Source organism: Paractinoplanes atraurantiacus (assembly GCF_900215205.1).
GTDB lineage: Bacteria > Actinomycetota > Actinomycetes > Mycobacteriales > Micromonosporaceae > Actinoplanes > Actinoplanes atraurantiacus.
Window position 1 is genome coordinate 30,223 of the sequence record NZ_OBDY01000026.1, and the last position, 24,748, is coordinate 54,970.

Here is a 24,748-nt window from a genome sequence, read left to right on the forward strand (position 1 = left end):
GTGAGTGGCATGTTCGAGCGGTTCACCGACCGTGCGCGACGGGTGGTCGTCCTGGCCCAGGAAGAGGCCCGCGCGCTCGACCACGACTACATCGGAACCGAGCACCTCCTGCTCGGCCTCATCCACGAGGGCTCGTCCGGTCTCGACATCTCCGCGGAGAGCGCCCGGCAGCAGGTGGAGGAGATCATCGGCCGCGGCCGGCACACGCCGGGCGGGCACATCCCGTTCACCCCGCGCGCCAAGCAGGTCCTGGAGCTCGCCCTGCGCGAGGCGTTGCAGCTCGGCCACGACCACATCGGCCCCGAGCATCTTCTGCTCGCGATCATTCGAGAAAATGACGGCGTCGCCGCCACAGTGCTGGTCCGGCTGGGCGCCGACGTCCAGCAGGTGCGTCTTTCGGTGTACGAGGGTCAGGCGCCCGCCGAACCGGACACTCCCCCGCCCACCTCCGCCATCCTGGAGCAGTTCGGCACGAATCTGACGCAGCGGGCGCGGGGCGGCAAGCTCGACCCGGTCATCGGCCGCGCGCGGGAGATCGAGCGGGTCATGCAGGTGCTGTCCCGCCGGATGAAGAACAACCCGGTGCTGACCGGCGAGCCGGGCGTCGGCAAGACCGCCGCCGTCGAAGGGCTCGCCCAGGCCATCGTCAAGGGCGTGGTGCCCGAGACGCTCAAGGACAAGCAGATCTACACCTTGGACATGGGCTCGATGGTGGCCGGGTCGCGCTACCGCGGCGACTTCGAGGAGCGCCTCAAGAAGGTCCTCAAGGAAGTGGGCGTACGCGGCGACATCATCCTTTTCATCGACGAGATCCACACCTTGGCCGGCGCGGGCGCGGCCGAGGGCGCGATCGACGCCGCCAGCATCCTCAAACCGATGCTGGCCCGCGGCGACTTCCAGCTGATCGGGGCGACGACCTCGGACGAATACCGCAAGTTCATCGAGAAGGACAAGGCCCTCGAGCGGCGCCTCCAGCCGATTCCCATGGGTGAGCCGACCCTGGCCGAGACGATCGAGATTCTCAAAGGCTTGCGGGACTCGTACGAGGCACACCACCGGGTCAGCTTCTCCGACGCCGCCCTGGTCGCGGCGGCGACGCTGTCCGACCGATACATCTCCGACCGCTTCCTGCCGGACAAGGCGATCGATCTGATCGACGAGGCGGGCGCCCGCACGCACCTCCGCCGTCCCGGCCTCGCCCCCGAGATCGGTGACGAGCAGATCGCCGAGGTCCTGGGCCACTGGACCGGCATTCCGGTCCACAAGCTGACCGAGGAGGAGACCTCCCGGCTGCTGCACATGGAGGACGAACTGCACAAGCGGATCGTCGGCCAGCAGGAGGCCGTCCAGGCGGTCTCGAAGGCGATCCGGCGTACCCGTGCCGGCCTGAAGGACCCGCGGCGCCCGTCCGGCTCGTTCATCTTCGCCGGCCCGTCGGGGGTGGGTAAGTCGGAGCTGTCCCGAACTCTGGCCTCGTTCCTGTTCGGCTCCGAGGACGCCTTGATCCAGATGGACATGTCGGAGTTCCACGACCGGTCGACGGTGTCCCGTCTGGTCGGTGCCCCTCCCGGCTTCGTCGGCTACGACGAGGGCGGCCAGCTGACCGAGAAAGTGCGGCGCAAGCCGTTCTCGGTGGTCCTGTTCGACGAGATCGAAAAGGCCCACCCGGACGTCTTCAACACGCTGCTGCAAATCTTGGAGGACGGTCGCCTGACCGACGGCCAGGGCCGCGTCGTCGACTTCAAGAACACGGTCATCATCCTGACCACCAACCTGGGCACGCGGCCGGGTGCGTCGCTGGGCTTCCAAGCCTCCGAGGGCCGGCAGTCCACATACGAGGTGACGCACGAGATCAAGCAGCACTTCCGCCCCGAGTTCCTCAACCGCATCGACGACACGATCGTCTTCCACCCGCTGCGCCCGACCGAGATCCTCGAGATCGTCGACATCTTCACCGCGCGGATCGAGACCCAGCTCAAGAACAAAGACATGGGCTTGGAGCTGACCGACAAGGCGAAGAAGTACCTGGCCGAGAAGGGCTTCGACCCGGCGCTGGGCGCCCGCCCACTGCGCCGCACCATCCAGCGCGACCTGGAAGATCCGCTGTCGGAGCAGATCCTGTTCAACGAGCTGCGCCCCGGCCAAACCGTCGTGGTCGACTGCGAAGACGACAAGTTGGTCTTCCACCCTGGTGTGTCAGCGCCTCCCGAGCGGGTAGCAACCATCGATAGCTAGCGATGTGACCGAGAGGAGGTGGGCCATGCACAAGTTCCCGCTCCACCGCACGGCCCGCCTCCTGCTCCTGATCGCCCTGGCCATGGCCGCTTACGCGGTCCTGACCCTGCTGGACCACGCCGCCCAGGCCGACGACAGCACCGCAAGCACCCAGCACCTGGCAACCGATGCGAAAAACCCCGGCCACATAGTTCAAACTGCGAAGGCCCGGACGAATCCCCCTCCCCGGTCCGCCACCCCAAAGGTGGCGGTTCCCAAGACCCTCTCGCCCGCAAAGGCCGTGGCCCGCAAAACCACCATCTCCAAGGCCACGAACCGGAAGTCCTCGCTGGAACCGAAGGGCGGGACACCCTTGGTCCGCCCCACCGGAGAACACACGAGCCCAGATCCCAAGCCCGCATCCTCAGCCCGAAAGCAGTCCGGCCAGAAAATCTCGAAGGCGCGGGCGACCTCGACGGCGGCCGATCCGAAGACACTCACACGGCGCGACGCGGTAACCAACAAGACGCCGGCCTCAGTCCGGACGGCGACCACAGGCAAGACGCCAGCCGGCGGCAAGACGGCGACCGCAGGCAAGACGGCAGCCAGCGAAACGCCGGCGCCCAACCGGCCGGGCCGCGCGTCCTCGGCAGAGAGCAGCACCCTCGTTCGTCAAGCTTCCGCAGCCCTGCCCAGCCCGCCGGCAGACCCGGTATCGCGCCCGCTCGGCCGCCTCACCCGCACGGAACTGCCCAACGCGGACGCCACTCCCCCTTCAGCCCTCACGGATGCGCTCCATCGGGATGCCACCGACCTCATCACGCGCGCGGAGCCACTCGGCCAGGTCGAGACCACCTCGCCCACCCTCACAGACCTACTCAACCCGGATGTCACCAGCCGGCCGGCCCTTGCAGGACCACTCCATTCGCGCGCCACCGCCCTTCCCCTAGCGGTGCTCCCTTCGAACGTCGCCACCCTCCCGGTCCTCGCAGAGCTAACCGCCCCGGACGCCACGATCTCTCCCGCCCTCACAGGACCACTAACCTCAAACGCCATCACCCTCCCCGCCCTTACAGGACTACTCGGCTCAGACCGCGCCACCCTCCCCAACCTCACAGGACTACTCGGCTCAGACCGCGCCGCCCTCCCCAGCCTCACAGGGCTATTCGGCTCCGAGGCCGGCCTTCCCGGCGCCGCGGAAACAGGCGTGGATGCTGCCGCGCGCCTCAAGCTGACGGTTGCGGGTGACGAGCCTGGTCGGCTGCTTTCGCTTCCCGGGGCAACGGTCACGCACGCGTCTTCGGCGGCGGGAGCGGCCATCGCATCTGCGCTTCCCCGCATGCCCGATATTTCGGCTTATGGGGGTCGGGGTTCGGCCCAGGTTGGGCTCGGTAGCGACGAAGTCGGCCAAGGGCCCGCGGATGTTCCCTGTGACCTCGGCGATCGATGGCCCGGCCGGAATGGGAACGGTGGAAGCCGTCTGGGTCGAGTGTCGGGCGTGCCGACGGCGCCCAGCGGGCCGGGGCAGCCCGGCGACCACGTTGGCGGGGGTGCGTCGCTGCGTGACTCCGGGGGTGGCGCCTCTTTCCCGATCGGCACCGTTCCTTCGTCTTGGTGGCTGAATGACTCGGCTGCCGGCTTTTCTGTTGCTGCGTCCGTGAGCTGCTCCGGGCGTACGACCAAATATTGCGGTCCTCCCAGCTAGATCTCGCGGTTCGGAATCGCTCGTTCCCACCGCTTTGATCCTGGCTGGGAGGCCATTGTGATCCGCATTCTGCTTGTCGAACCGATGAATCTTTTGCGCGGCGCCCTGGCCGCGACCCTGTCTTTGGAAGAGGATTTCGCCGTTGTGGCCGAGCTCGGCGGGCTCGAGGGAGCGCCCGACATGGCCCGCGCCGTACGGCCGGACGTCATTGTCGTCAATGTCGGGCTGCTGGCCGGCGACGGGCTTCGGCTGCTCGGGCGGCTCGGTGCCGAGCAACCTCACTGTGCCGTGCTCGTGCTGGCCGGGCCGGATGCTCCGGGGCGGCTCAACCGGGCGCTCGACGCCCACGTCCGCGGCGTGGTCGGCACGCAGGCCGCGCCCTGCGAGCTGGTGCGCGACATCCGCCGGGCCGCCCGCGGTGAGCGTGTCATCGACGCCGGGCTGGCCGTGGCCATGGTCGCCGCCCCTCGCAGCCCGCTGTCGGCGCGGGAGCGGGACGTGCTGAGCGTCGCCGCCTCCGGGGTGCCGTCGCGGGAGGTCGCGGCCCGGCTGCATCTGGCCGCCGGCACCGTCCGTAACCACATCTCGGTGATTCTGCGGAAGACGGGCGCCCGGAACCGGCTCGAGGCCGTCCGTCTCGCCGAGAGTTCGGGCTGGCTGCAATGAAACGTGACTTTTGTCAGCGATCCCGATGGCAGCGGTCACTGGGACGCCCCTCCGAGGGCATCGAAACTTATCGGTGTCTACAGCGAATCGGCAGGAGGAACCATGACATTTCGCAAGAGGCTTTCGGTACTCGTCGTCACGATGGTCGCGGCGCTGAGCCTGACCGCGGTGGGCGCCAACCCCGCTCAGGCCGCCCCGCCCACCAGCACCGCCGCGCCGACCAGCACCGCTCCGATCACCGGCACGTTCACGGACGCCGCCGGCAAGACCGGCACCTTCGCCGGCAGCTTCACGCCCACCAAGTTCGCCGCCCAGGACGGCAACCTGGTCGCCACCGGCACCCTGACCGGCACACTCACCGACTCGGCCGGCAACGCCGTCGGCACCGTCGACCAGTCGGTCACCGCGCCCGCGGCCATCGCCCAGGCGACCTGCCGGATCCTGGACCTCACGCTCGGCCCGCTGCACCTCGACCTGCTCGGCCTGGTGGTCGACCTGAACCAGGTGCACCTCGTGATCACGGCGGTCTCCGCGCCCGGGAACCTGCTCGGCAACCTGCTCTGCGCGATCGTCGGCCTGCTCGACGGCACGCCCACCGCCGGCCAGCTGGCCGCGATCCTGAACTTCCTCCTGGCCCTGCTCAGCGGGCTCTGAGACTCGCCGACCCCCGGCGAGATGCGGCCGCCCCCTTCCCCGGGGGCGGCCGCGTGGCGTCAGGAGATGGTGACGTCGTCGTAGTAGACGGTGCCGGTGTTGTCGCCGGACTTGAGGTGCAACTGCACGCTCGCGGCGCCGGCCGGCGCGACCGTGTCCACCGACAGCTTCGTCCAGCTGGTGGTGCCGGTCGGCAACCGGTTCGAGGTGTTCTGGCTGATCCACGTGCCGTTGATGTCGAACCAGCTCAGCGCGATCTCGGTGATGCCGGCGGCGCTGACCCCTCGGGCGTACGCCTCGGCGTGCCACGCCTGCCCGGCCTGCACCGGCGTGATGGGCGAGGTGAGCAGCGACGGCAGGTTGCTCCCGGAGCGGGTCGTTCCCGAGAACTTGGCCGACTTGGTTCCCGTACGAGCCGACTCAGTGGTCATGACAGCCGCACCGGCCTGTGGGAGGTACTGCCGCCACGGCGAATCCACGGCGGCCGCCTCGAAGCCCAGGTTGAGGATGCTGTTCGGCGTGGACCCGCTCGTCCACGCCGCGTCGACCACCGGGGCGCTGAACTTCGAGGTGCCGTCGGTGCGGTGCAGGCCGAACTTGTACTGCGCGGGCTGCGTCGACACCGACGAGTTGGCCGGGATGGCGCCCTGGGCGAAGTCGTTGAGCGTCCACGGCGCCACCGAGCCGATGCCGGCCTCGCCCGCCGCGCGGAAGACGCGGGCCAGGTAGGCGCCCTGCTCCCCCTCGGAGGCGGACAGGGTGCTGAGCCCGGTCTCGCCGATCACCACCGGATCCGGGGCGACAGCGGTCTGCGCGCGGCGGATCTCGGCCAGCGCCCGTTCCGAGGCGCCGTAGAAGTGGAAGTCGTAGAAGTCCAGCGGCGTGGTGGCCAGCTGCGTCTTGAGGGTCGCCATGCCGGTGGCGCCGCTGGTCCCGTCGACGGTCAGGGTGATCGGCATGGCCGGGGCGGTCGCGCGGATCGCCGGGATCAGCTGGCGGGCCCAGTTGATCGCGGTGGCGTCGTTCGGCGGGATCTCGTTCTTCAGCTCGACGGCGATCACCCGCGGGTCGTTCGCGTACGGCGCCAGCAGTGCCTGCGCCCAGGTGATGCTGCCCGCGACGTCGCTGTAACCGGACCACCAGTCGAACAGCGTGAGTTTGACGTCGAGGCCGTTGGCCTCGGCCAGATCGACAAAAGTGCTCAATTCATTGGTGTACGTCGCGGAGGGCACCGGATAGCCGAAAGTCTGCGGGAAGACGATGGCCCGGACGGTGTCGGCGCCGAGCGCGGCCGCCTTGTTGAGGTCGGCGTGGATGCGCACCAGATCGAAATTGGTCCACATGTAGGTCCAGCCGGCGTTTGACGGGTAGTAGTTGATCGTGTTCGCGGCCTGCACCGCGGCCATCCGGCTCGCGAGGGTGGGCGCGGAGTCGGCGTGGGCGGGCAGGGCCGGCAGCAGCGTGCTGAGCAGCACGGAACCGGACAGGACGATGGCACGAAGGCGGAGGGAGCGCATACGGAACCGAGCCCTTAGGTGGGGGGTGCGACTCACGGCGGCGCGCGGTGGAGAGGCGCGGCGGCCGGCCGTGGTCGAGGGGGGCAGACACCCCGGGAGGTTCGTCGTTGAGTGCCCGTCCCGGCGAGGCGTCTATCGATGACGGTAAGCGGCGAAACCCGCATTCGGCAATGACCGCCGCGTGCCAGCCCCGTCGATGATCATGATCGATACGACAAAGTCGCAGGTCGGATAGGGTGGCTCAATGCCCAGCCGCCGTCGCCTCCCGCTGGCGCTGACCGCCTTGTCGATCGCGGTGGGCGGCGGACTGATCGCGGTGGCCCTCTCCCCCACCGACACCGCGCCCGCGACCGTGAGCGCACCGGCGCCCTCCGTCAGCCCCACCGAAAGCATCGGCCCGGCCGCCTACGTGACGTCCCCAGCGCCGAAACCGTCGGTCGCCCCCAAATCGTCAACGCCGCCCGACAACGGCCTTCACGTCGACTGCGCGAAGGGTGACGACGGCAACAGCGGAACCCTCGCGAAGCCTCTGCGCAGCATCCGGGCCGCCACATCCCGCGCCTCGGGCCGCGGCTCGGTGATCGAGCTGGCCCGGGGCTGCACCTGGCCGACGACTGTCGATCTGCGCGGGGACGGAACCAGGCTGACCGCGTACGGAACCGGCCCTCTCCCCATCATCGACGGCACCGGTGCCGACGCCGACAGCGTGGTCGTGCTCTCGGGCGAGAATCAGGTCGCCGAGAACATCCGGGTCACGAACGCCACCGCCAACGCCATCGAGATCCAGGGCGAGGACAGCGCCGTACGCTCGAGCACCGTCGACCACGCCGGCGTCGGCGTCCTCCTCAAGGCCCGCGGCGCCTCGGCCGACCGGGTGACGGTCAGTGACCTGCACATGGTGCTCGACACTCCGGGCGGTGACGACGACTACGGCGCGATCGGCTTCGCGGTCCAGGCCGGCGACGTCGAGATCGGCCACAGCAGTTGTACGGCGTGCCGGGCCCCCAGCAACGACTACGGCTACGACGGCGGCTTCGTCGAGGTGTGGAACTACGCCGACCGCCTCGACGTGCACGACAACACCGGCTCGGACATTCAGGGCATCCTGGAGATCGGCGGCGACCGTACCGACTCGTCGGCCCAGGGCATCACCCTGCGCGACAACACGTTCCGCGACTCGCACGGCGGCCTGGTGCTGCACACCGAGGGCACCTTCGCCGTCGCCGCCGCGCGGATCGCCATCACCGGCAACACCATCACGAGCACCGGCCCGCAGGATCCGCCGATCCTCGACGGCGACCTGAGCCAGGTCACCTTCGACGGCAACACGGTCAGTACGGCGAGCTTCGTGAGCCATTCCGCGCCGGCCCGCCACCGGGACAACCGGATCACCTTGCGTGGCGGCGCCGAACTCGGGTATCCCCGGGACAGCACCGAACGCCTGAGCTGAACGGGGACGAGTGATGCCGGAACTGCCCGAGGTCGAGTCGGCCCGCGCGGTCATCGAACGGTCCGGCCTCGGCCGCAAGATCATCGACGTCGACGACTCCGACTCGTACGTCTGCCGACCGCATTCCCCGGGCCAGATCAAGGACGCTTTGATCGGGCGTGAGCTCGTACGGGCTCACCGGCGCGGCAAGAGCATGTGGTGCGACACCGGCGAGGACGGCCCGGAGCTGGGCATCCACCTCGGCATGTCCGGCAAGATCGTGATCGCCGATCCGGACGGCGGCGAGATCGACGGCGGCGACTACTGGGAGGGCCGCCGCCTGCCCGGCGACTACCGCTGGTCCCGTTTCGCCCTCTTCTTCGCCGACGGCGGCCGTCTGATGCTGGTCGACCCGCGCCGCCTGGGCCGTGTCCGCCTCGACCCACCCGTGGAGGCCTTGGGCCCCGACGCGGCCACGGTGACACCGGCCCAGTTCCGGGCCGCGCTGTCCTTCGGCACGGCCCCGGTCAAGGCCCGCCTGCTCGACCAGGACGCCGTCGCCGGCATCGGCAATCTCCTGGCCGACCAGATCCTGTGGTCGGCCAGGATCAGCCCGTCCCGCCGCGTCGACCGCCTCACCCCCGACGACGTCGACCGCCTGTTACGCGCCACCCGCCAGGCGGTCCGGGCAGCCATCCGGGACGGCGGCGTCCACACCTTGAAGGTGATCCCGTTCCGCCGCGCCGGAGCCCACTGTCCCCGCGACGGCGCCCTCATGGCGATGAGCAAGGTAGGCGGCCGCACAACCTGGTGGTGCAGCCTCGAACAGGCCCCCGGCGCCTGAGCAGCCGAACCCGGGAGAGGAACGAGCGTCACACCCGCATGCAGCGCAGAGGCCCGCCGTCACCGTGTCCGGGTGACAGACGGGCCTCTGACTGGATCAGGCGGCGGCCACCAGACCGGCCGAGACCGGCTCCAGGGCCGTGCTCAGGATCTCGCGGACATCGGCGACGATGTGCACGGTCAGCGCCTCCAGCACGTCGGCCGGGACGTCGTCCAGGTCGGGCTCGTTGCGCTGGGGCAGGTAGACCTCGGTCAGGCCGGCCCGCTGGGCGGCGAGCAGCTTCTGCTTCACGCCGCCGATCGGCAGCACCCGGCCGGTCAGCGAGACCTCACCGGTCATGCCGACCTCGGCCCGCACGTTGCGGCCGAGCAGCAGCGAGACCAGCGCCGTGGTCATCGTGACGCCGGCCGACGGGCCGTCCTTCGGCACCGCGCCCGCGGGCACGTGCAGGTGGATCGGGTGGTCCAGCTGCTCCGGGGAGATGCCGAGCTCCTCGGCGTGCGCCCGCACGTAGGACAGCGCGATCTGCGCCGACTCCTTCATCACGTCGCCGAGCTGGCCGGTGACCGACAGGCCGCCCTTGTCGCCGGGCAGCAGCGACGCCTCGATGTAGAGCACGTCACCGCCCATGCCGGTGACGGCCAGGCCGGTCGACACACCCGGAACCGCGGTGCGCTCGGACGACTCCGGCGTGAACCGGGGCCGGCCGATCAGCTCCTTCAGGTCGCCCGCGTCGACCGACACGGGCAGGTCGCCGAGGGCCGCTTTGCGGAACGCCTTCGCGAGAAGGCGCTCGAAAGACCGTACACCCGCCTCCCGGGTGTAATTGGCGGCGATCTCGCGGAGCGCGTCCTCGGTGACGGTCACCTCGCCCTCGGACAGCGCGGCCCGCTCGAGCTGCCGCGGCACCAGGAAGTCGCGGGCGATCGCGACCTTGTCGCTCTCGGTGTAGCCGTCGATCGAGATGAGCTCCATCCGGTCGAACAGCGCCTGCGGGATCGTGTCGAGCACGTTCGCCGTGGCGATGAACAGCACGTCCGACAGGTCGAGGTCCAGGTCGAGGTAGTGGTCGCGGAACGTGTGGTTCTGCGCCGGGTCGAGCACCTCGAGCAGGGCCGCCGCCGGGTCGCCGCGGTAGTCGCTGCCGACCTTGTCGACCTCGTCGAGCAGGACGACCGGGTTCATCGAGCCGGACTCGCGGATGGCCCGCACGATGCGACCGGGCAGCGCACCCACGTACGTACGCCGATGGCCTCGAATCTCCGCCTCGTCGCGAACGCCGCCCAGGGCGACACGGACGAACTTCCGGCCGAGAGTACGGGCGACCGACTCACCGAGGGAGGTCTTGCCGACTCCGGGCGGGCCGGCCAGCAGGATCACCGCGCCGGAACCGCGACCGCCGACGGTCGTCAGGCCGCGGGACTCGCGGCGGGCGCGAACGCCCAGGTATTCGACGATGCGGTCCTTGACCTCGTCCAGGCCGTGGTGGTCGGCGTCGAGGACGGCGCGGGCCGCGGCCAGGTCGGTGTTGTCGTCGGTGCGGACGTTCCACGGCAGGTCGAGCACGGTGTCGAGCCAGGTGCGGATCCAGCCCGCCTCCGGGTTCTGGTCGCCGGCCCGCTCCAGCTTGCCGACCTCGCGCAGCGCGGCCTCCCGAACGGCGTCGGGCAGGTCGGCCGCCTCGACGCGGGCGCGGTAGTCGTCGTTGCCCTCGGCCTCGTCCTCGCCGAGCTCCTTGCGGATCGCCTTGAGCTGCTCACGCAGCAGGTATTCGCGGTTGCGCTTCTCGACGTTCTCGCGAACGTCGTGCTCGATCTTGTCGCTGACCTCGGACTCGGCCAGGAAGTCGCCGGTCCACTCGATGAGCAGCCGCAGCCGGGCCTCCACATCGGGCGTCTCGAGCAGCTCACGCTTGCGGTCGTTGGTCAGATAGGGCGCCCAGCCGGCGGTGTCGGCCAGGTCACCCGGGTCGTCGATGGCGCTGACCGAGTCGATGACCTGCCAGGCCTCGCGGCGCTGAAGAACGGAGACGACCAGTTTCTTGTACGCGGCGGCGAGCTCACGGGCGGTCTCGCTGGGCTCGCCGGCCGCGACCGGCTCGACCTCGACCCACAGGGCCGCGCCGGGCCCGGTGACACCGCCGCCGATGCGGGCGCGCACACCGGTGCGCAGAACAGCGGCGGGGGTCCCGCCGCGGGCCTTGCCGACCTGCTGAACAGTGGCCACGACACCATGCGACGCGTACCGGTCCTCGAGCCGCGGAGCGATGAGCAGCTCGGACCCGGCCGAGGTGCGGGCCGCGTCCACGGCGGCCTGAGCCGGCTCGTCCAGCTCGACCGGCACGACCATGCCCGGCAGCAGAACGATGTCGTCCAGGAACAACACGGGAAGTCGCTTGCTAACCACCCGGCACCTCCGAAAAGTTGAGTATGCGGGGCTCAACCTCCGGACTTCCGAGGATCTTCCACCGTTCGCTGGGAGCGGAAAACAGGACTATGGCAAGGTCATCCGGTGCCAGTTGCCAGCGTTTCCCGGGATGTTCAGATCGCTTACGAGACCTTCGGTAGTCCGCGTGATCCGGCGGCGCTGCTCGTCATGGGGTTCGGGGCTCAGATGATCGCCTGGCACGAGGACATGTGCCGGATGCTCGCCGATCGCGGGCGCTATGTGATCCGCTATGACAACCGGGACTGCGGGCTCTCCACGAAGTGGGAACAGCACCCGGTCGACCTGATGGCGTTCATCGCCGCGGTCAGCGGTGGCGACATCGCGGCCGCACGAGAGATGATGCCCTACACCCTCTCGGACATGGCCGGCGACGGGATCGGGCTGCTCACCGCGCTGGGCATCGAGCGCGCGCACGTCGTCGGCGCCTCGATGGGCGGCATGATCGCTCAGCGGATGGCCATCGAGCATCCGTCCCGCGTCCTGACGCTGACCTCCACGGCCGGCATCGCGCGCCAGCTCGGCGCCATGATCCTCGATGGCTCCCGGGCCGGCGAGCTGACGAAACTCCAGGTGCCGACCCTCGTCATCCACGGGCTGGACGATACCCTCATCGAGCCGAGCGGCGGACGGCGAACGGCGAACGGCCGAGCTCGTCCCGGGCGCCAAGCTCATGCTGGCCCCCGACATGGGACACGACCGCCCGCGGCAACTCTGGGGCGACCTCGTCACCGCCATCACCGACTGGACGGCACGATGACCTACATCTTCGAGTTCCGGGACGAGGCGATCTGGCACCCGGCGAACCAGGCCGGCCAGGTCTACCTCGGCATGATCGCGACCGCGGCCGAGCTGGTGGGCAGGCCGGACGGTCTCACCGACAAGTTCGGCAGCGGTGACACGTGGGTGATGGACCCGGTCGAGTTTCCGGAGCTGATCGCCGAGCTGCTGCGCTTCCACGCGGAGAACAAGCATTGGATGCTGCACCTCATGATCAGTGGCGTGCTGGCCGTCTCGGTCGAGCTTCTCGACCGCGCGGGCGTACCGGCGGAGCCGCGCACCGAGAGCGAGCGAGAGTCGCTCGATGAGCTTCGCGCCCAGCTGAGCGACTGAGGACGGCCGAAAGTTTCGCTCGCTATTGACCGGCCCGGCCAGCGACCCTAGCGTGCAGAGAGCGATATTCGTCGATACTTTTGAGGGAGTCACGATGGGACGTTCTCGGGTCATGGCCTTGCTCGCGGCGTCCGCGCTGGCGGCGTTCGGGTTGACGAACGCGGCGCCCGCCTCGGCGCAGGGCCATCCGTGCCGGGGCGGATATGTCGGGCTGACGTTCGACGACGGGCCCAGCGCCACCGCGCCGCAGCTGCTGGCGGCCCTGCGGGCGCACCGGCTGCGGGCCACCTTCTTCAACCAGGGTGACAATTCGCTGGCGCGGCCCGAGATGGTGCGCGCCGAGCAGCGGGCCGGCATGTGGATCGGCAATCACACCTTCACCCACCCGCACCTGCCGCAGCTGAGCGATGCGGCCGTCTTCCAGGAGATCGCCAGTACGCAGTGGGTGCTGCGCGACATCACCGGGCGCGAGCCCACGCTGTTCCGGCCGCCCTACGGGGAGACCAACGACCAGGTCCGCGCCGCCGAGGAGCGCATCGGTGTGCTCGAAGTGCTGTGGACGGTGGACTCGCGCGACTGGGCGGGCGTGACCGCGGAGGAGATCGCCGCCGCCGCGCGCACACTGCAGCCGGGCGGGATCATCCTGATGCACGACTGGCCGCCGGCGACGATCGAGGCCATTCCGCAGATCGCCCGCGACCTGGCCGCCCGCGGCCTGTGCGCCGGCCGGATCGCCTGGACCCCGGAGGACATCCCGTACGGCGACCAGGTCTTCCACGCCAAGGCGGCGCGCCCCTGACGCTCGCGCGTCAATCCTGCAGGGAGTCGCGCCCGCGCTGGACGATCAGGGGGTCGGCCGGATGGACGACCGCGGGGTTCTTGTCCTCGTAGTCGAACTGGTTGAGGAAGAACCGCATCGCGTTGATGCGGGCGCGCTTCTTGTCGTTGCTCTTGATCGAGGTCCACGGGGCGTAGTCGGTGTCCGTGTGCTCGATCATGGCCTCCTTGGCGGTGGTGTAGTCGTCCCAGCGGTCCAGTGACTCGAGGTCCATCGGCGAGAGCTTCCACCGGCGCACCGGGTCGATCTGCCGGATCGCGAACCGGGTGCGCTGCTCGGACTGCGCGACCGAGAACCACAGCTTGGTCAGCGAGAAGCCGCTCTCGACCAGCATCTCCTCGAACAGCGGGGCCTGCCGGAGGAAGACGCGGTAGTCCGGATCGGTGACGAAGCCCATCACCCGTTCCACGCCGGCCCGGTTGTACCAGGACCGGTCGAACAGCACGATCTCGCCGGCCGTCGGGAGCTGGGTGACATACCGCTGGAAATACCACTGGCCGAGCTCGGTCTCGGTCGGCTTGGTCAGGGCGACCACGCGGGCCGCCCGCGGGTTGAGATGCTCCATGAACCGCTTGATGGTGCCGCCCTTGCCGGCGGCGTCGCGGCCCTCGCACAGGATCACGTGCTTGGTGCCGGTGTCCTGCGCCCAGTACTGGAACTTCAGCAGCTCGATCTGAAGCTGATACTTCTCTTCCTCGTACACATCGCGGTCGAGGCGTTCGTCGTACGGATAATCCTCGCGCCAGGTCTCCACCGGGTTGCCGCCCGGATCGATCAGGTCAGGATCCGACAGGTGCTCGTCGTGCCGCACCGTGTAGCCGTCGCGCAGCAACTTCTCCAGGTACTCCCGAAAGTTCTCGCGTATCACCCGTCCAGTATGGGCCCGCATGAGGAGTGGATGATGAGGCAATCCGGCGCGATGACCTGGCAATTCTTGTCATTGTGCAAGGGTCGCGGACCTGCGGAAGGTCGGTACCGTGTGCACCATGATGGACGGCGTCCGGCCCGCAGCGGACGTGCCCACCTCGGCTAGGCTGCACGGTTCGCGGGTACTGCTGAGTGAGCGGTTCACCGAGTCAACGGTTTCCACGCTGCGGCATTCGTTGACCGCGGCCGTCGACGCCGCCGGCGTGACCGGTGCGCAGGGCGAGGACTTCGTGCTGGCGGTGCACGAGCTGGTGACCAACGCGGTTCAGCACGGCGGAGGCGCCGGCGTTCTCCGGCTACGTCGCGTTGCTGACGTGCTGACCTGCGAAGTCACCGATCACGGGCGAAGTGCCGGCGGCCTGACTGTGCGGCTGTCACCGATCGACCAGGCCGGCGGACGCGGATTGTGGCTGGCCCACCATCTCACCGGATCGCTGATCCTGACCCGCCGGGCGGACGGCGTCACCGCATCCGTCAGCGTCTGCGCCGGTCCTTCCCCGGCGCCCTCCGACGCCGCACGTCAGTCCGTGCCATACGGCGGCCGGTGACGGCAACCGGCGGGACCATCTCATCGCGTACCGCACCATGCGAGAGGATCCTGGAAATCGAAAGTAACCATGGTTACATGTGCGCTATGGAAGCGGCGGTCGGTCAGTGGGTGCTGCTGGCCTATCGGATGCCGCGGGAGCCGTCGAGTCCGCGGATCGCCGTGTGGCGCAAGATCGATCGCATCGGTGCCGCGCGGCTCGGTGACGGCCTGGTGGCGTTGCCGGCGGACGCGCGGACGCGGGAGCAGTTCGACTGGCTGGCCGAGGAGGTCACCGAGGGCGGCGGCACGGCGTCGGTGTGGCTGGCCTCGCCGGCGAGCGCCGAGCAGGAGCGGCAGATCGCCGGCGGCATGCGGGCCGCGCGGGCGGCCGAACATCAGGCGGTGATCCAGGAGGCCGCCGCGGCCCGCGACGTCGATCCGGCGCGCGCCCTGCGGCGGCTTCGCGGCGAGCTGCACCGCATCACTCGGCGCGACTTCTTCCCGCCACCCGAGCGGGAGGCCGCACGGGTGGCCGTGGAGTCCTTGGCCGCCTCCGCAACCGAACGCGAGCGGGCATGAGGTGGGCGACCCGGGCCGGGGTCCACATCGACCGGGCGGCCTGTGCGTGGCTGATCCGCCGGCACGTCGACCCTGATGCCACCTTCGTCTTCGTCTCCGGCCCGGCGGCCGTGCCGCAGGACGCGACGCCGTTCGACATGCGCGGCCTCGACGTCGTCCTGCGCGGGCTGTCGATGGTCTGCGACGACGACCGCGTTCTCGAGCTCACCGCCCCGATCTTCGACGGCCTGTACGAGTACCACCGCCGTGCCCTGCTGCTCGACCGGCCGCCGGCATGACCGAGGTGACGCCACGCCGCGACGTGGTGCCCCTGCGCGAAGCGGTACGGGCCTGGTTCGCCATCTCGTTGCAGACCTTCGGCGGCCCGGCCGGCCAGATCGCCGTCATGCAGCGCCACCTGGTCGACGAGCGCCGCTGGATCGGCCAGCGCCGGTTCCTGCACGCGCTGAACTACTGCATGCTGCTGCCCGGCCCGGAGGCGCAACAGCTGGCCATCTACGTCGGCTGGCTGCTCAACGGCGTCCGCGGCGGCCTGATCGCCGGCACGCTGTTCGTGCTGCCGGGCATGGTCGCCCTCCTCGCCTTGTCGGCGATCTACGTCGGCTTCGGCGACACCACCGTGGTCACCGCCCTGTTCGCCGGCCTGGCCCCGGCCGTGGTGGCGATCGTCGCCCAGGCCGTGTGGCGGGTCGGCCGCCGCTCACTCACCAACCGGTTCCTGGTCGGCTTCGCCGTGGCCGCCTTCGTGTCCTTGGCCGTGTTCGGCGTGCCCTTTCCCGTCGTGATCGCCGTGGCCGCGCCGGCCGGTTGGGCGCTGCACCGCTGGCGTCCCATGCCGGCCGCGAGCGGTGGTGGCGCGGAGGGGCCCGAGCCGCTGATCTCGGACGACGCCCTGCACCACGACCAGCCGTCGACTCGCCGGGCCGGGAAGATCCTGGTGATCGGCCTGGTCGCCTGGCTCCTGCCGGTGGCCCTGTTCGCGATCGTCACCGGGACCGGCAGCGTCTTCACCCAGCAGGGACTGTTCTTCTCCGGCACCGCGGTCGTCACGTTCGGCGGCGCGTACGCGGTCCTGGCGTTCGTCGCCCAGCGGGCGGTCGAGTACTACTCCTGGCTGTCGGCCGGCGACATGGTGCGCGGCCTGGCCCTGGCCGAGACCACCCCGGGCCCGCTGATCATGGTGGTGCAGTTCGTCGCCTTCCTCGGCGCCTACAACAACCCCGGCTCCATGGACCCCTGGGTGGCCGGCGTGATCGCCTCGCTGCTGACCACCTGGGTCACCTTCGTGCCCTGCTTCCTGTTCATCCTGCTCGGCGCCCCGTACGTGGAGAAGCTGCGCGGCAACCACGCCCTGTCCGCCGCCCTGACCGGCATCACCGCCGCGGTGGTCGGCGTCATCGCCAACCTCGGTCTCTACTTCGCCGTCCACACCCTGTTCGGCGCCACGAAGACGATCACCACCGGCCCGCTGAACCTGCAGATCCCCGATCTCGGCACGATCCGCTGGACACCGGTGGCCATCGCCGTCATCGCCGCCGTACTGATCTTCACCTTGAAGTGGCCGGTGCTGCGGGTGCTCGGCGTCTGCGCGCTGCTCGGCCTGACCGCCGGGCTGGCCGGCCTACTGAACTAGGGCACGCACGTAGTGCAGGAACGGCCGGAGGTCACCTTCGCCGACGACGGTGAATCCGGCCGCGGTGATGGCCGGCGCGTGGTCCTCGACCTGGGTGTGCTGCATGGCGTGGCCGGCGACGGCGCCGACGAACCGGTTGCCCAGCGCCCCGCTCGGTGGCCGGAAGTCCGCGATCAGGAGCCGGCCGCCGGGGCACAGCAGCCGGAAGATCTCCGCGAACGTGTCCGCGCGCTGCCCGGGCTCGATGTGATGCAGCGCGAGGCTCGAGACGGCCACGTCGAACGACGCGTCCTCCTCGGGCACCCGGCGGCCCTCGGCCACGTGGAAGACGCACGTGGGCGGCGACTTGCGGCGGGCGTACTCAATGACGTTGATCGAGGGGTCGACGCCGACGACGCTGCCGGCGACAGCCGCGGCCCGGCGGGTCAGATAGCCCGTGCCGCAGCCGATGTCGAGGACGCGGTCGCCCGCCGTGATCCCGGCCCGGGCGACCAGCCGGTCGAAGACCGCGCGCCGCCGCCCCAGGAAGGCGAGCGCCGCGAACAGCTCGTATCGCTTCGGCGCGGTGATGAGCCCGCCGCTGTGGTCGTCGGCCGGTCCGTGCGGGTCGCCCATGAGCCTGCGTGCCAGTGCCATGACTCCTCCTCCAGTAGCCTCCCTCGATTTTGCGATACACTCTGTCTCTGGTCAATACAGACTGACGCAGTTCGGCACACTGTACGATCGGGTGGTGCCGAAGCTGTGGGACGCGACGATCGAAAGTCACCGGCAGGTCGTGCACCAGGCGATCCTCGACGTCACGGCCGCGCTGGTACGCGCGCACGGACCGGCCGCGGTCTCGATGTCGCAGATCGCCAAGGACGCCGGCATCGGCCGGGCCACCCTGTACAAGTACTTCCCCGATGTCACAGCGATCGTGACGGCGTGGCAGGAACAGCAGATCGCCCGCCACCTCGACCGGTTGGCGGCGGCCGGCGAGACCCAGCAGGATCCGGCCGTACGGCTCACGGCCACCCTGACCGCCTACGCCTCCGCGATCCACGCCCACCACGACGACAAGCTCTTCGCCCTGGTCCACAGCAACGACCACGCCGGCCGCGCGCAGGACAAGCTGCGCACGTTCCTGGCCGGCGTGATCGCCGAGGCCGCCGCGACCGGAACCGTCCGCACCGACGCCGAACCCGGTCACCTCGCCGACTATTGCTTGTTCGCCCTGGCCGCCGCGGCCACGATGCCCGACGAGGCCGCCGTCGGCAAGCTCGTCGACATCGTCCACACGGGCCTGCGGCCGGGGTGATGCCCGACCCGGGTCAGCGCAGGAACGTCAGAAGGACCTGGGTCATCTGCCGCGGGTGCTCCTCGTAGATCCAGTGGCCCGAGTTCGCGATCACCTTGCCGGTGACCCGTGTGGCGTACTGACTCACCTGGGTCTCGATGGTCTCGCCCAGGCTGCCGCTGGCGCCGATGGCGAGCACCGGCATGGTCAGCTTGGTCTTCTTGTTCACCTCACTGTCCTTGACGTCCTTCGGGAAGGCGCGGAACCACTCGAAGCTCGCCTTGAGATGGGCGTCATCGCGCAGGTACGACGCGAACTCCTTGACGCTCCGCGCGTCGACCGCGCCCTTGCGGATCTCCAGTTGGTCGATGAAGCGGTCCACCCACAGTTCCTCCCGCCCGTCGACGAGCTGCTCGGGCAGCCCGTTGGTGAGGCTGAAGAAGCCGAAGTTCCAGACGCTGGCACCCTTGGGGTTCAGGGCCGGAAACGTGTAGATGCTGTCGTCCGGGATCGGCGCCTCGCTGAGGACCAGCTTGGTGACCTCGGCCGGGTGCGCGGCCGCGTAGGCGTACGCCACCATCGTCCCGATGTCATGGCCGACGAGCCGGATTCCCTTGTTGAGCCCCAGTTTCACGAGCAGCCCGTGCAGGTCGGCGGCCATCGTCTTCTTGTCGTATCCGCCGGCCGGGGCGTCGCTCCGGCCCGCGCCGCGCAGGTCCGGCGCGATGACCGTGTAATGCTTGGCGAGCTCCGGCAGCTGGTCGCGCCACTCGTACCAGGTCTGCGGATAGCCGTGCACCAGCAACAGGACCGGCCCGTGACCACCGCGCACGTAGTTGATGCCGACGTCACCGACACGGACCTTGCTCTCCGTGAAGCCGGCCGGCACCCGCGGCTCGACTCCGGTGTGGACGGACGCGGGCGCCGGCGCAGCCGAAGCGGCCGTCGTGCTCAGAGTGCCGGCGACAGTCACCGCGGCCACCGCGGCAAGCGACAACGCTCGCCTCATTCGTGGGTTCATGCTCCCTCTTCCTTCCGGATCATCTGTGGCCTCACCGTAGGAAGATCTTGTGGACAAGATGTGGGCGATTCGTGCGCACGAAAACCTATGCCTTGACGGCCACCCGCAGAACTGGTTGACATCGGTGTCGCCGGTTTCGGCGTCGGGGCGCCAGCGGTTGCAAGGGACTACCCCAGGGTCGAGCAGGTTCAAGCCATGGAAGAACTGGGTGATCCGGGCCGCGCTCCGGTACTGGATTTTCGGGGTGCCGCGTTCGTTCCAGAACTCGACGATGCGATTGGCCTCGGCGGTGTTGATGTCATCGCAGCCGTGGGCGATCACCAGGTAGCTGCCGGGCGGAACGGCGTCGATCAGGGTGCGGACGGCATTCTGAGCGTCGTCGTCACCGAGGAAGTGCAGGATGCCGAGCAGGGTCACGGCGACCGGACGGGTGAAGTCGAGCGTCTCGGCGGCGGATCGCAGGATCTCCGAGGGCTGATGAAGATCGGCTTGGGTGTACGTGGTCACGCCCTCCGGGGTGCTGGTCAGCAACTTCTGGGCGTGCACCAGAACCAGCGGGTCGTTGTCCACGTAGACGACCCTGGTTTCGGGGGCCTCGGCCTGTGCCACCTCGTGCGTGTTGTTCGCCGTGGGCAGGCCCGACCCGATGTCCAGGATCTGGCGGATTCCGGCGCCGGCCACCAGATGACGTACGGAACGGCGAAGGAACTTCCGGTCTTCCTGGGCCAGCGTGACTATCGAGGGCAGGATCGCGGCGATGGCGTCACCGGCCTCGCGGTCGACGGGGAAGTTGTCGGTGCCGCCGAGCCAGTAGTTCCACAACCTGGCCGAGTGGGGTGTGCTGGAATCGGTCACTTGCTCATGTTAAGTAGGGTCGCCCGATGGACGACACCTCACGAACGCGGCAGACCGCATCGGATTACGTCGATCTCATGGAGAAGCGTGACTGGGCGGGGCTGACCGGGCTGCTCGATGAGGATGTCGTGTACGAGATGCCGCAGACGCGGGAGCGCATTCGCGGGCGGGCGGCGTTCGTGAGCTTCAACGCCGACTATCCGGGTGACTGGCATCTGCAGGTGCGGCGCGTCGTTGCCGACGGGCGGGACGCGGCGCTGTGGCTCGACGTTCGGGTCGGCGCCGAGCAGGTGGACGCCTGCGTGTGGCTCGAGGTGTCGGAGCAGGGGCTGATCAGCCGGATCGTCGACTACTGGCCCGAGGCCTACGATCCCCCGGCGGGGCGGGAACATCTGGTGGAGCGATGGTAACGGTGCTCGCGGCACGGTCGCCCGTGCCGCGAGCTGCCGCAGGCTAGTTGTCCTGAAGGACCTCGCCGTCGGGGATCTGCCTCGGTCCGGTCACGTGCGCCTCGCCCTCGACGACGACGTTCGCGCCGAAGGTGACGTCGCCGTCGACCTTCAGGCGGGTGGCCCGGCGCAGTGACGGGGGGCCGGCCGGGAAGCGCTGCTCGAAGCCGGGCATCAGCTTGTAGAGCTCGGGGTCGAGGGTCACGACCGGTCCGGGTCCTTCGTACACCGGGCGCATCTGCCCGTCCTCGGTCAGCTCGTAGGCATCGGAGCGGACCACCAGCAGGTCGTTGGTGGTCTTGACGGGGGCGAACCGGGTGCGCGGGACCAGCACCGGGCGGGCGCCGGCGATCGAGCCGATGGCGGCGCCCATCGCCGTTTCGAGCTGGACCACGGGCGTACTCGAAGAGTCTTTGGGGTCGACGGTTTTGTGATTGACGATGAGCGGGAGCACGGGGGCGCCCGGATCGTCCTGCTGCAACCGCCGCAGCGCCTCGAGGTCGATCCAGAGGTTGTTGGTGTTGTAGAAACGCCACCGCTCGACGTCGGTGAAGGAGGTGTCGCCGTCGGGCACCTGGGCGGTCTCCCGGATCACGACCCGGCCCTCGTGCATGGCGAGATGCCCGCCCTTGCGGTCGGCCGGGGTGCCCCGGACGACCTCCATGGCGAACGGGATCTGCTCGGACTCGATCCAGGCGGCCAGGCGTACGTCGACGGCGGCGCCCAGGTTGTCGGAGTTCGACACGAAACACCAGCGCAGACCGGCGCCGAGCAGCTCGTCGAGCTTGCCCGAGGCGGTCAGCGCGGTGTAGAGGTCGCCGTGCCCGGGCGGGCACCACTCGAGCTCGGGGTCGGCCGGCCACTCGACGGGGAAGTGGTCGTCGGCGCGCAGCTTGGGCTCGCGGCCCTGCAGGAAGTCGCTGACGTCGCCGTAGCGCTCGAGCGCGGCCAGCGACGGCCCGCGGGTGGCGGCCGAGTTCATCAGCAGCAGCGGCAGGCGCGCGCCGTAGCGCTCGCGCACGGCCGTGACCTGGGTGGCGATGACGTCGAGGAAACTGGTGCCGGGCTTGACCTCGAGCAGCGACTTGGGGCCGGTCAGGCCCATGCTGGTGCCGAGGCCGCCGTTGAGCTTCACCACGACCAGACGGTCGAGGATCTCGCGGGCCCGCTCGGCCGAAGGCTCGGGCAGGTCGTCCAGCGCGGTCACCTCGTCCAGCGGTTCGAGGTCGTCGCCGGACAGCAGCCCGGCCCTCGGCTGCGCCAACTGCTCGAGACGGCGGCGTAGCGCGGCCAGCTCGGCCGGGTGGGCGCCGTCCTTCTCCGCCTTGGCCAGCGTGGCCTGGACATAACCGGGCGCGTCCATGTCTGTTCCTCCGTGGTGCCGGGAGAGCCTGTGCTCCCCCAGTATCGGCGGTCAGGCCAGGCGCCACACCGCGACGGGGTGATTGGGGTCCGGCCCGTAGGTCAGGCGGCCCGGTTCCACGGCGGTGAAGACCACGGTCCGCTCGGTCGCGCCCTCGTCGAATCCGGTGGAGCACCGCTCGACGGCGAGCCCGGCCGAGCCGTCCGCGCCGACGAGAGCGAAGTCGCCGGGCGTCAGGTCCTCGGCGCCGCGCGTACCCTCCACGGTCAGGGCGACGGTCAGGAGCGGCCCGCACGCGCCGGCGCCGGCCGTGACCTTGCCGGGCGTCACCCGTACCTCCGTGGCCGTGTTGCGCAGGGTCACGGTCTCGCCGGGGGCCAGGTCGAGCGCGTTCGGCTCGGCGGCGCGCAGAGGAGCGTCGGGGTCGATCATCTCGGCGAACTTCTGCACGGCGGCATCCTGCTGGGTGGTGTCCGGTTCCTGCCTCTTGTCGAAATAGATGAATCCGGCCAGGACGGCGAAGGCTGCCACGAAGGCGATCACCCGCAGTACGGCCAGCGGACTCACCGGCTGGTGATCGGCTTCGGCGCGGCGTTCCTGTTCGGCGTCCCAATCTTCCACAGCGCCGCATTGTAGACATGCGATCCGTTATTGATGAATTACGATTCGTCGATGTCCGGAACTTTGAAGCGAAGGCTCGCCCTGGCCGTCGTGGCCGGGGTCGGCGCCACCCTGATCGTCTCCGCGGGACCCGCCGCGGCCGGCGGGGTGCCGCACATCCGAGGCGGGGAGACCGTGCCGGTCTACTCCTACGAGAACGCCGTCCGTGAGAGCGTCTGGGTGCAGACGCCGCTGGACAACGACGAGGACGGTGTGCCCGACAAGGTCGCCGTCGACATCGTGCGGCCCCGCGAGACCGCCGACCGGCGCCTGAAGGTGCCGGTCATCCTCGAGGGCTCGCCCTACTACTCCTGCTGCGGGCGCGGCAACGAGAGCGAGCGCAAGCAGTACGACGCGAACGGCACCATCGTCAAGCAGCCGCTCTACTACGACAACTACTTCGTGCCACGCGGCTACGCCTTCGTCGCCGCCGACCTGGCCGGCACCGGTCGCTCCACCGGGTGCATGGACGTCGGTGGCCGCGAGGAGGTGCTCAGCGCCAAGGCGGTCGTCGATTGGCTGAACGGGCGGGCGAAGGCGACGTACGCCGACGGCACCCCGGCCGTCGCGACGGGCTGGACCAACGGCCGCACCGGCATGATCGGCAAGTCGTGGGACGGGTCGGTGGCCAACGGCGTGGCTGCGACCGGCGTCGAGGGCCTGGAGACGATCGTGCCGATCTCGGCCATCTCCAGCTGGTACGACTACCAGCGCTACAACGGGGTGCTGCGGGTCGAGGACTACCCCGAATACCTTTTCTCGTACGTCAACGGGCGCCCCGCTTCCGCGTGCGCCGCGACGGTTTCGCGGCTCGACGAGGGCAGCGATGACGCGACCGGCGACTACAACGCGTACTGGGCCGAGCGGAACTTCCGGCCGGACGCCCGCAAGGTGCACGCCAGTGTGTTCATCGCGCACGGCCTGAACGACACCAACGTGACGACCGATCAGTTCGCTCAGTGGTGGGCCCGTCTGGGCGTACCCAAGAAGATGTGGCTCTCCCAAGCCGGGCACGTGGACCCCTTCGACCTGCGGCGCGCCGACTGGGTCGACACCCTGCACCGGTGGTTCGACCGTTATCTGCAGGGCCTGCGCAACGGGATCGACCGTGAGCCGGCGGTGTCGATCGAGACGACGCCCGGAAACTGGGTGAACGAGCGGAGCTGGCCCGCCGCCCGCGCGACGTCGCAGCGCATCACCCTCGGCAACGGCGACGGGACGACGGGCACGCTGGGTGGTGGGTCAGGACGAGCTGTCCGTACGTGGACCGACGCCCCCGACCTCGACGAGGCCACCGCGGTCGCGAGCCCGGCCACCGCGGTTCCGGGCCGGGCCGCCTTCCTGTCCGCCCCGCTGACCCAGGAGGTCCGCGTCTCCGGCACGCCGTCGGTGACGTTGCGCGTGCGGGTCGACAAGCCGACGACCGAGCTCACCGCCCGGCTCGTCGACTACGGCACGGCCACCCGCGTCAACTACCTCGCCCGGGGCGAGGGCATCACCACGCTGCCCACCGAGTCGTGCTGGGGTGCGGCGACCGCGGCCGACGACGCCTGCTACCGCGACACCGCCCCCAGCCTGGTCACCGCCGACCACGCGATCCTGACCCGGGGCTGGAAGGACGCCGCCCACCACGTGTCGCTGCGGTTCACCACGCCGCTGCGGCCGGACCGCTGGTACACGGTGACCGTCCCGATGCAGGCGACCGACCAGCGCCTCGCCGCCGGCCACGTGCTGGGCCTGATCCTTCAGGCCAGTGACAACGAATACTCGACTCCGCAGTCGACCGGTGCCACCATCGATCTCGACCTGCGGGGCAGCTCCCTGACCCTGCCGTTGGTGGGCCGCCTGCCCAAGCCGGGCGCTGTCGCCCCGGCCGTGACGACGGCGCCCGTGCCCCGCACGTTCGCCCCGCCGCGTTTCGATCCATTGGTGCCCTGATTCCGGATATCTGGTGCGGTCACTGTTGGGGCGCTGTTTCCCAACAGTGACCGCCGACGCAGTTTCCCGTCATACCTCCCGGGTATGCTGCTG

At 69.7% G+C, this 24,748-nt stretch carries 22 protein-coding genes; 14 read left to right on the plus strand and 8 right to left on the minus strand.

Going from position 1 to position 24,748, the window contains the following annotated elements; translation table 11 throughout:
* Positions 1 to 9 precede the first annotated feature (9 nt).
* The gene (locus CRP55_RS38965; RefSeq protein ID WP_097327022.1) at positions 10 to 2,235 is read left to right on the plus strand and encodes an ATP-dependent Clp protease ATP-binding subunit; all 2,226 of its coding nucleotides are present in this window, start codon (positions 10 to 12) and stop codon (positions 2,233 to 2,235) included.
* A 192-nt stretch (positions 2,236 to 2,427) separates the two neighbouring features.
* Here the strand turns inward: CRP55_RS38965 and CRP55_RS38970 are convergent, their stop codons facing one another.
* Entirely contained in the window at positions 2,428 to 2,877 is a 450-nt protein-coding gene (locus CRP55_RS38970; protein ID WP_097327023.1) for a hypothetical protein, read from the minus strand.
* A 1,099-nt stretch (positions 2,878 to 3,976) separates the two neighbouring features.
* On the opposite strand from CRP55_RS38970, the gene CRP55_RS38975 reads away from it, so the two are divergent.
* Together CRP55_RS38975 and CRP55_RS38980 are read left to right on the plus strand one after the other, a co-directional pair.
* Positions 3,977 to 4,585, plus strand: coding sequence for a response regulator transcription factor (locus tag CRP55_RS38975; RefSeq protein ID WP_097327024.1), 609 nt, complete (start codon positions 3,977 to 3,979; stop codon positions 4,583 to 4,585).
* A gap of 102 nt (positions 4,586 to 4,687) precedes the next feature.
* Positions 4,688 to 5,239 (plus strand): hypothetical protein, encoded by a 552-nt coding sequence (locus tag CRP55_RS38980; RefSeq protein WP_097327025.1) that lies wholly within the window; start codon positions 4,688 to 4,690, stop codon positions 5,237 to 5,239.
* A gap of 59 nt (positions 5,240 to 5,298) precedes the next feature.
* Here the strand turns inward: CRP55_RS38980 and CRP55_RS38985 are convergent, their stop codons facing one another.
* Positions 5,299 to 6,756, minus strand: a complete 1,458-nt coding sequence (locus CRP55_RS38985) for a cellulase family glycosylhydrolase (RefSeq protein WP_097327026.1) — start codon at positions 6,754 to 6,756, stop codon at positions 5,299 to 5,301.
* A gap of 244 nt (positions 6,757 to 7,000) precedes the next feature.
* On the opposite strand from CRP55_RS38985, the gene CRP55_RS38990 reads away from it, so the two are divergent.
* Positions 7,001 to 8,206: a right-handed parallel beta-helix repeat-containing protein gene (locus CRP55_RS38990; protein ID WP_097327027.1), complete on the plus strand. Its 1,206-nt coding sequence runs from the start codon at positions 7,001 to 7,003 to the stop codon at positions 8,204 to 8,206.
* A 13-nt stretch (positions 8,207 to 8,219) separates the two neighbouring features.
* Positions 8,220 to 9,029, plus strand: coding sequence for an Fpg/Nei family DNA glycosylase (locus tag CRP55_RS38995; RefSeq protein ID WP_097327028.1), 810 nt, complete (start codon positions 8,220 to 8,222; stop codon positions 9,027 to 9,029).
* Positions 9,030 to 9,125: 96 nt separating this feature from the next.
* Here CRP55_RS38995 and lon read toward each other — a convergent pair whose 3' ends face one another.
* On the minus strand, positions 9,126 to 11,378 hold the full coding sequence (lon, locus tag CRP55_RS39000) for an endopeptidase La (RefSeq protein ID WP_245923663.1): 2,253 nt from the start codon (positions 11,376 to 11,378) through the stop codon (positions 9,126 to 9,128).
* 162 nt (positions 11,379 to 11,540) lie between these two features.
* On the opposite strand from lon, the gene CRP55_RS55240 reads away from it, so the two are divergent.
* Positions 11,541 to 12,587, plus strand: coding sequence for a DUF6086 family protein (locus CRP55_RS55240; protein WP_245923648.1), 1,047 nt, complete (start codon positions 11,541 to 11,543; stop codon positions 12,585 to 12,587).
* 94 nt (positions 12,588 to 12,681) lie between these two features.
* The gene (locus tag CRP55_RS39015) at positions 12,682 to 13,386 is read left to right on the plus strand and encodes a polysaccharide deacetylase family protein (RefSeq protein WP_179855520.1); all 705 of its coding nucleotides are present in this window, start codon (positions 12,682 to 12,684) and stop codon (positions 13,384 to 13,386) included.
* A 10-nt stretch (positions 13,387 to 13,396) separates the two neighbouring features.
* On the opposite strand, the gene ppk2 is transcribed toward CRP55_RS39015, so the two are convergent.
* Positions 13,397 to 14,293 carry a polyphosphate kinase 2 gene (gene ppk2, locus CRP55_RS39020; protein ID WP_245923649.1) on the minus strand — a complete coding sequence of 299 codons (897 nt, stop codon included), beginning with the start codon at positions 14,291 to 14,293 and terminating at the stop codon, positions 13,397 to 13,399.
* A gap of 118 nt (positions 14,294 to 14,411) precedes the next feature.
* Here ppk2 and CRP55_RS39025 point away from each other — a divergent pair, with 118 nt between their 5' ends.
* The 4 genes from CRP55_RS39025 to chrA all read left to right on the plus strand — a co-directional run bounded on the left by CRP55_RS39025 (position 14,412) and on the right by chrA (position 17,093).
* Positions 14,412 to 14,900 carry an ATP-binding protein gene (locus tag CRP55_RS39025; RefSeq protein WP_143235225.1) on the plus strand — a complete coding sequence of 163 codons (489 nt, stop codon included), beginning with the start codon at positions 14,412 to 14,414 and terminating at the stop codon, positions 14,898 to 14,900.
* A gap of 77 nt (positions 14,901 to 14,977) precedes the next feature.
* Positions 14,978 to 15,460 (plus strand): Chromate resistance protein ChrB, encoded by a 483-nt coding sequence (locus CRP55_RS39030; protein ID WP_245923650.1) that lies wholly within the window; start codon positions 14,978 to 14,980, stop codon positions 15,458 to 15,460.
* Positions 15,457 to 15,738, plus strand: a complete 282-nt coding sequence (locus CRP55_RS39035; RefSeq protein WP_097327034.1) for a chromate resistance protein ChrB domain-containing protein — start codon at positions 15,457 to 15,459, stop codon at positions 15,736 to 15,738. Before CRP55_RS39030 ends, CRP55_RS39035 begins: the two co-directional genes overlap by 4 nt.
* Complete coding sequence (chrA, locus tag CRP55_RS39040; RefSeq protein WP_218854817.1) at positions 15,735 to 17,093, plus strand: chromate efflux transporter; 1,359 nt, start codon at positions 15,735 to 15,737, stop codon at positions 17,091 to 17,093. Before CRP55_RS39035 ends, chrA begins: the two co-directional genes overlap by 4 nt.
* Here chrA and CRP55_RS39045 read toward each other — a convergent pair.
* Positions 17,082 to 17,729: a class I SAM-dependent methyltransferase gene (locus CRP55_RS39045; protein ID WP_218854818.1), complete on the minus strand. Its 648-nt coding sequence runs from the start codon at positions 17,727 to 17,729 to the stop codon at positions 17,082 to 17,084. The two genes, chrA and CRP55_RS39045, sit on opposite strands and share 12 nt — an antisense overlap.
* A 94-nt stretch (positions 17,730 to 17,823) precedes the next feature.
* On the opposite strand from CRP55_RS39045, the gene CRP55_RS39050 reads away from it, so the two are divergent.
* The gene (locus CRP55_RS39050) at positions 17,824 to 18,390 is read left to right on the plus strand and encodes a TetR/AcrR family transcriptional regulator (RefSeq protein WP_097327123.1); all 567 of its coding nucleotides are present in this window, start codon (positions 17,824 to 17,826) and stop codon (positions 18,388 to 18,390) included.
* Positions 18,391 to 18,403: 13 nt separating this feature from the next.
* On the opposite strand, the gene CRP55_RS55245 is transcribed toward CRP55_RS39050, so the two are convergent.
* Positions 18,404 to 20,245 (minus strand): alpha/beta fold hydrolase, encoded by a 1,842-nt coding sequence (locus CRP55_RS55245; RefSeq protein WP_245923651.1) that lies wholly within the window; start codon positions 20,243 to 20,245, stop codon positions 18,404 to 18,406.
* Between the two features lie 26 nt (positions 20,246 to 20,271).
* Between CRP55_RS55245 and CRP55_RS39065 the strand changes: the two genes are divergently transcribed.
* Positions 20,272 to 20,655, plus strand: coding sequence for a nuclear transport factor 2 family protein (locus CRP55_RS39065; RefSeq protein ID WP_097327035.1), 384 nt, complete (start codon positions 20,272 to 20,274; stop codon positions 20,653 to 20,655).
* A gap of 43 nt (positions 20,656 to 20,698) precedes the next feature.
* Here CRP55_RS39065 and CRP55_RS39070 read toward each other — a convergent pair whose 3' ends face one another.
* Positions 20,699 to 22,057, minus strand: coding sequence for a UTP--glucose-1-phosphate uridylyltransferase (locus tag CRP55_RS39070; protein ID WP_097327036.1), 1,359 nt, complete (start codon positions 22,055 to 22,057; stop codon positions 20,699 to 20,701).
* Positions 22,058 to 22,108: 51 nt separating this feature from the next.
* Complete coding sequence (locus tag CRP55_RS39075) at positions 22,109 to 22,678, minus strand: hypothetical protein (protein WP_097327037.1); 570 nt, start codon at positions 22,676 to 22,678, stop codon at positions 22,109 to 22,111.
* A gap of 51 nt (positions 22,679 to 22,729) precedes the next feature.
* Between CRP55_RS39075 and CRP55_RS39080 the strand changes: the two genes are divergently transcribed.
* Complete coding sequence (locus CRP55_RS39080) at positions 22,730 to 24,655, plus strand: Xaa-Pro dipeptidyl-peptidase (protein ID WP_245923652.1); 1,926 nt, start codon at positions 22,730 to 22,732, stop codon at positions 24,653 to 24,655.
* Positions 24,656 to 24,748: the final 93 nt, after the last annotated feature.

Coding starts and splice junctions, on each gene's coding strand:
- CRP55_RS39030 (WP_245923650.1), top strand. CDS start 14,978: ATGTGCGCTATGGAAGCGGCGGTCGGTCAGTGGGTGCTGCTGGCCTAT.
- CRP55_RS39065 (WP_097327035.1), top strand. CDS start 20,272: ATGGACGACACCTCACGAACGCGGCAGACCGCATCGGATTACGTCGAT.
- CRP55_RS39070 (WP_097327036.1), bottom strand. CDS start 22,057: ATGGACGCGCCCGGTTATGTCCAGGCCACGCTGGCCAAGGCGGAGAAG.
- CRP55_RS38980 (WP_097327025.1), top strand. CDS start 4,688: ATGACATTTCGCAAGAGGCTTTCGGTACTCGTCGTCACGATGGTCGCG.
- CRP55_RS38965 (WP_097327022.1), top strand. CDS start 10: ATGTTCGAGCGGTTCACCGACCGTGCGCGACGGGTGGTCGTCCTGGCC.
- CRP55_RS38990 (WP_097327027.1), top strand. CDS start 7,001: ATGCCCAGCCGCCGTCGCCTCCCGCTGGCGCTGACCGCCTTGTCGATC.
- CRP55_RS38995 (WP_097327028.1), top strand. CDS start 8,220: ATGCCGGAACTGCCCGAGGTCGAGTCGGCCCGCGCGGTCATCGAACGG.
- CRP55_RS39080 (WP_245923652.1), top strand. CDS start 22,730: ATGTCCGGAACTTTGAAGCGAAGGCTCGCCCTGGCCGTCGTGGCCGGG.
- CRP55_RS39015 (WP_179855520.1), top strand. CDS start 12,682: ATGGGACGTTCTCGGGTCATGGCCTTGCTCGCGGCGTCCGCGCTGGCG.
- lon (WP_245923663.1), bottom strand. CDS start 11,378: ATGGTCGTGCCGGTCGAGCTGGACGAGCCGGCTCAGGCCGCCGTGGAC.
- chrA (WP_218854817.1), top strand. CDS start 15,735: ATGACCGAGGTGACGCCACGCCGCGACGTGGTGCCCCTGCGCGAAGCG.
- CRP55_RS39035 (WP_097327034.1), top strand. CDS start 15,457: ATGAGGTGGGCGACCCGGGCCGGGGTCCACATCGACCGGGCGGCCTGT.
- CRP55_RS38985 (WP_097327026.1), bottom strand. CDS start 6,756: ATGCGCTCCCTCCGCCTTCGTGCCATCGTCCTGTCCGGTTCCGTGCTG.
- CRP55_RS39045 (WP_218854818.1), bottom strand. CDS start 17,729: ATGGCACTGGCACGCAGGCTCATGGGCGACCCGCACGGACCGGCCGAC.
- CRP55_RS39025 (WP_143235225.1), top strand. CDS start 14,412: ATGATGGACGGCGTCCGGCCCGCAGCGGACGTGCCCACCTCGGCTAGG.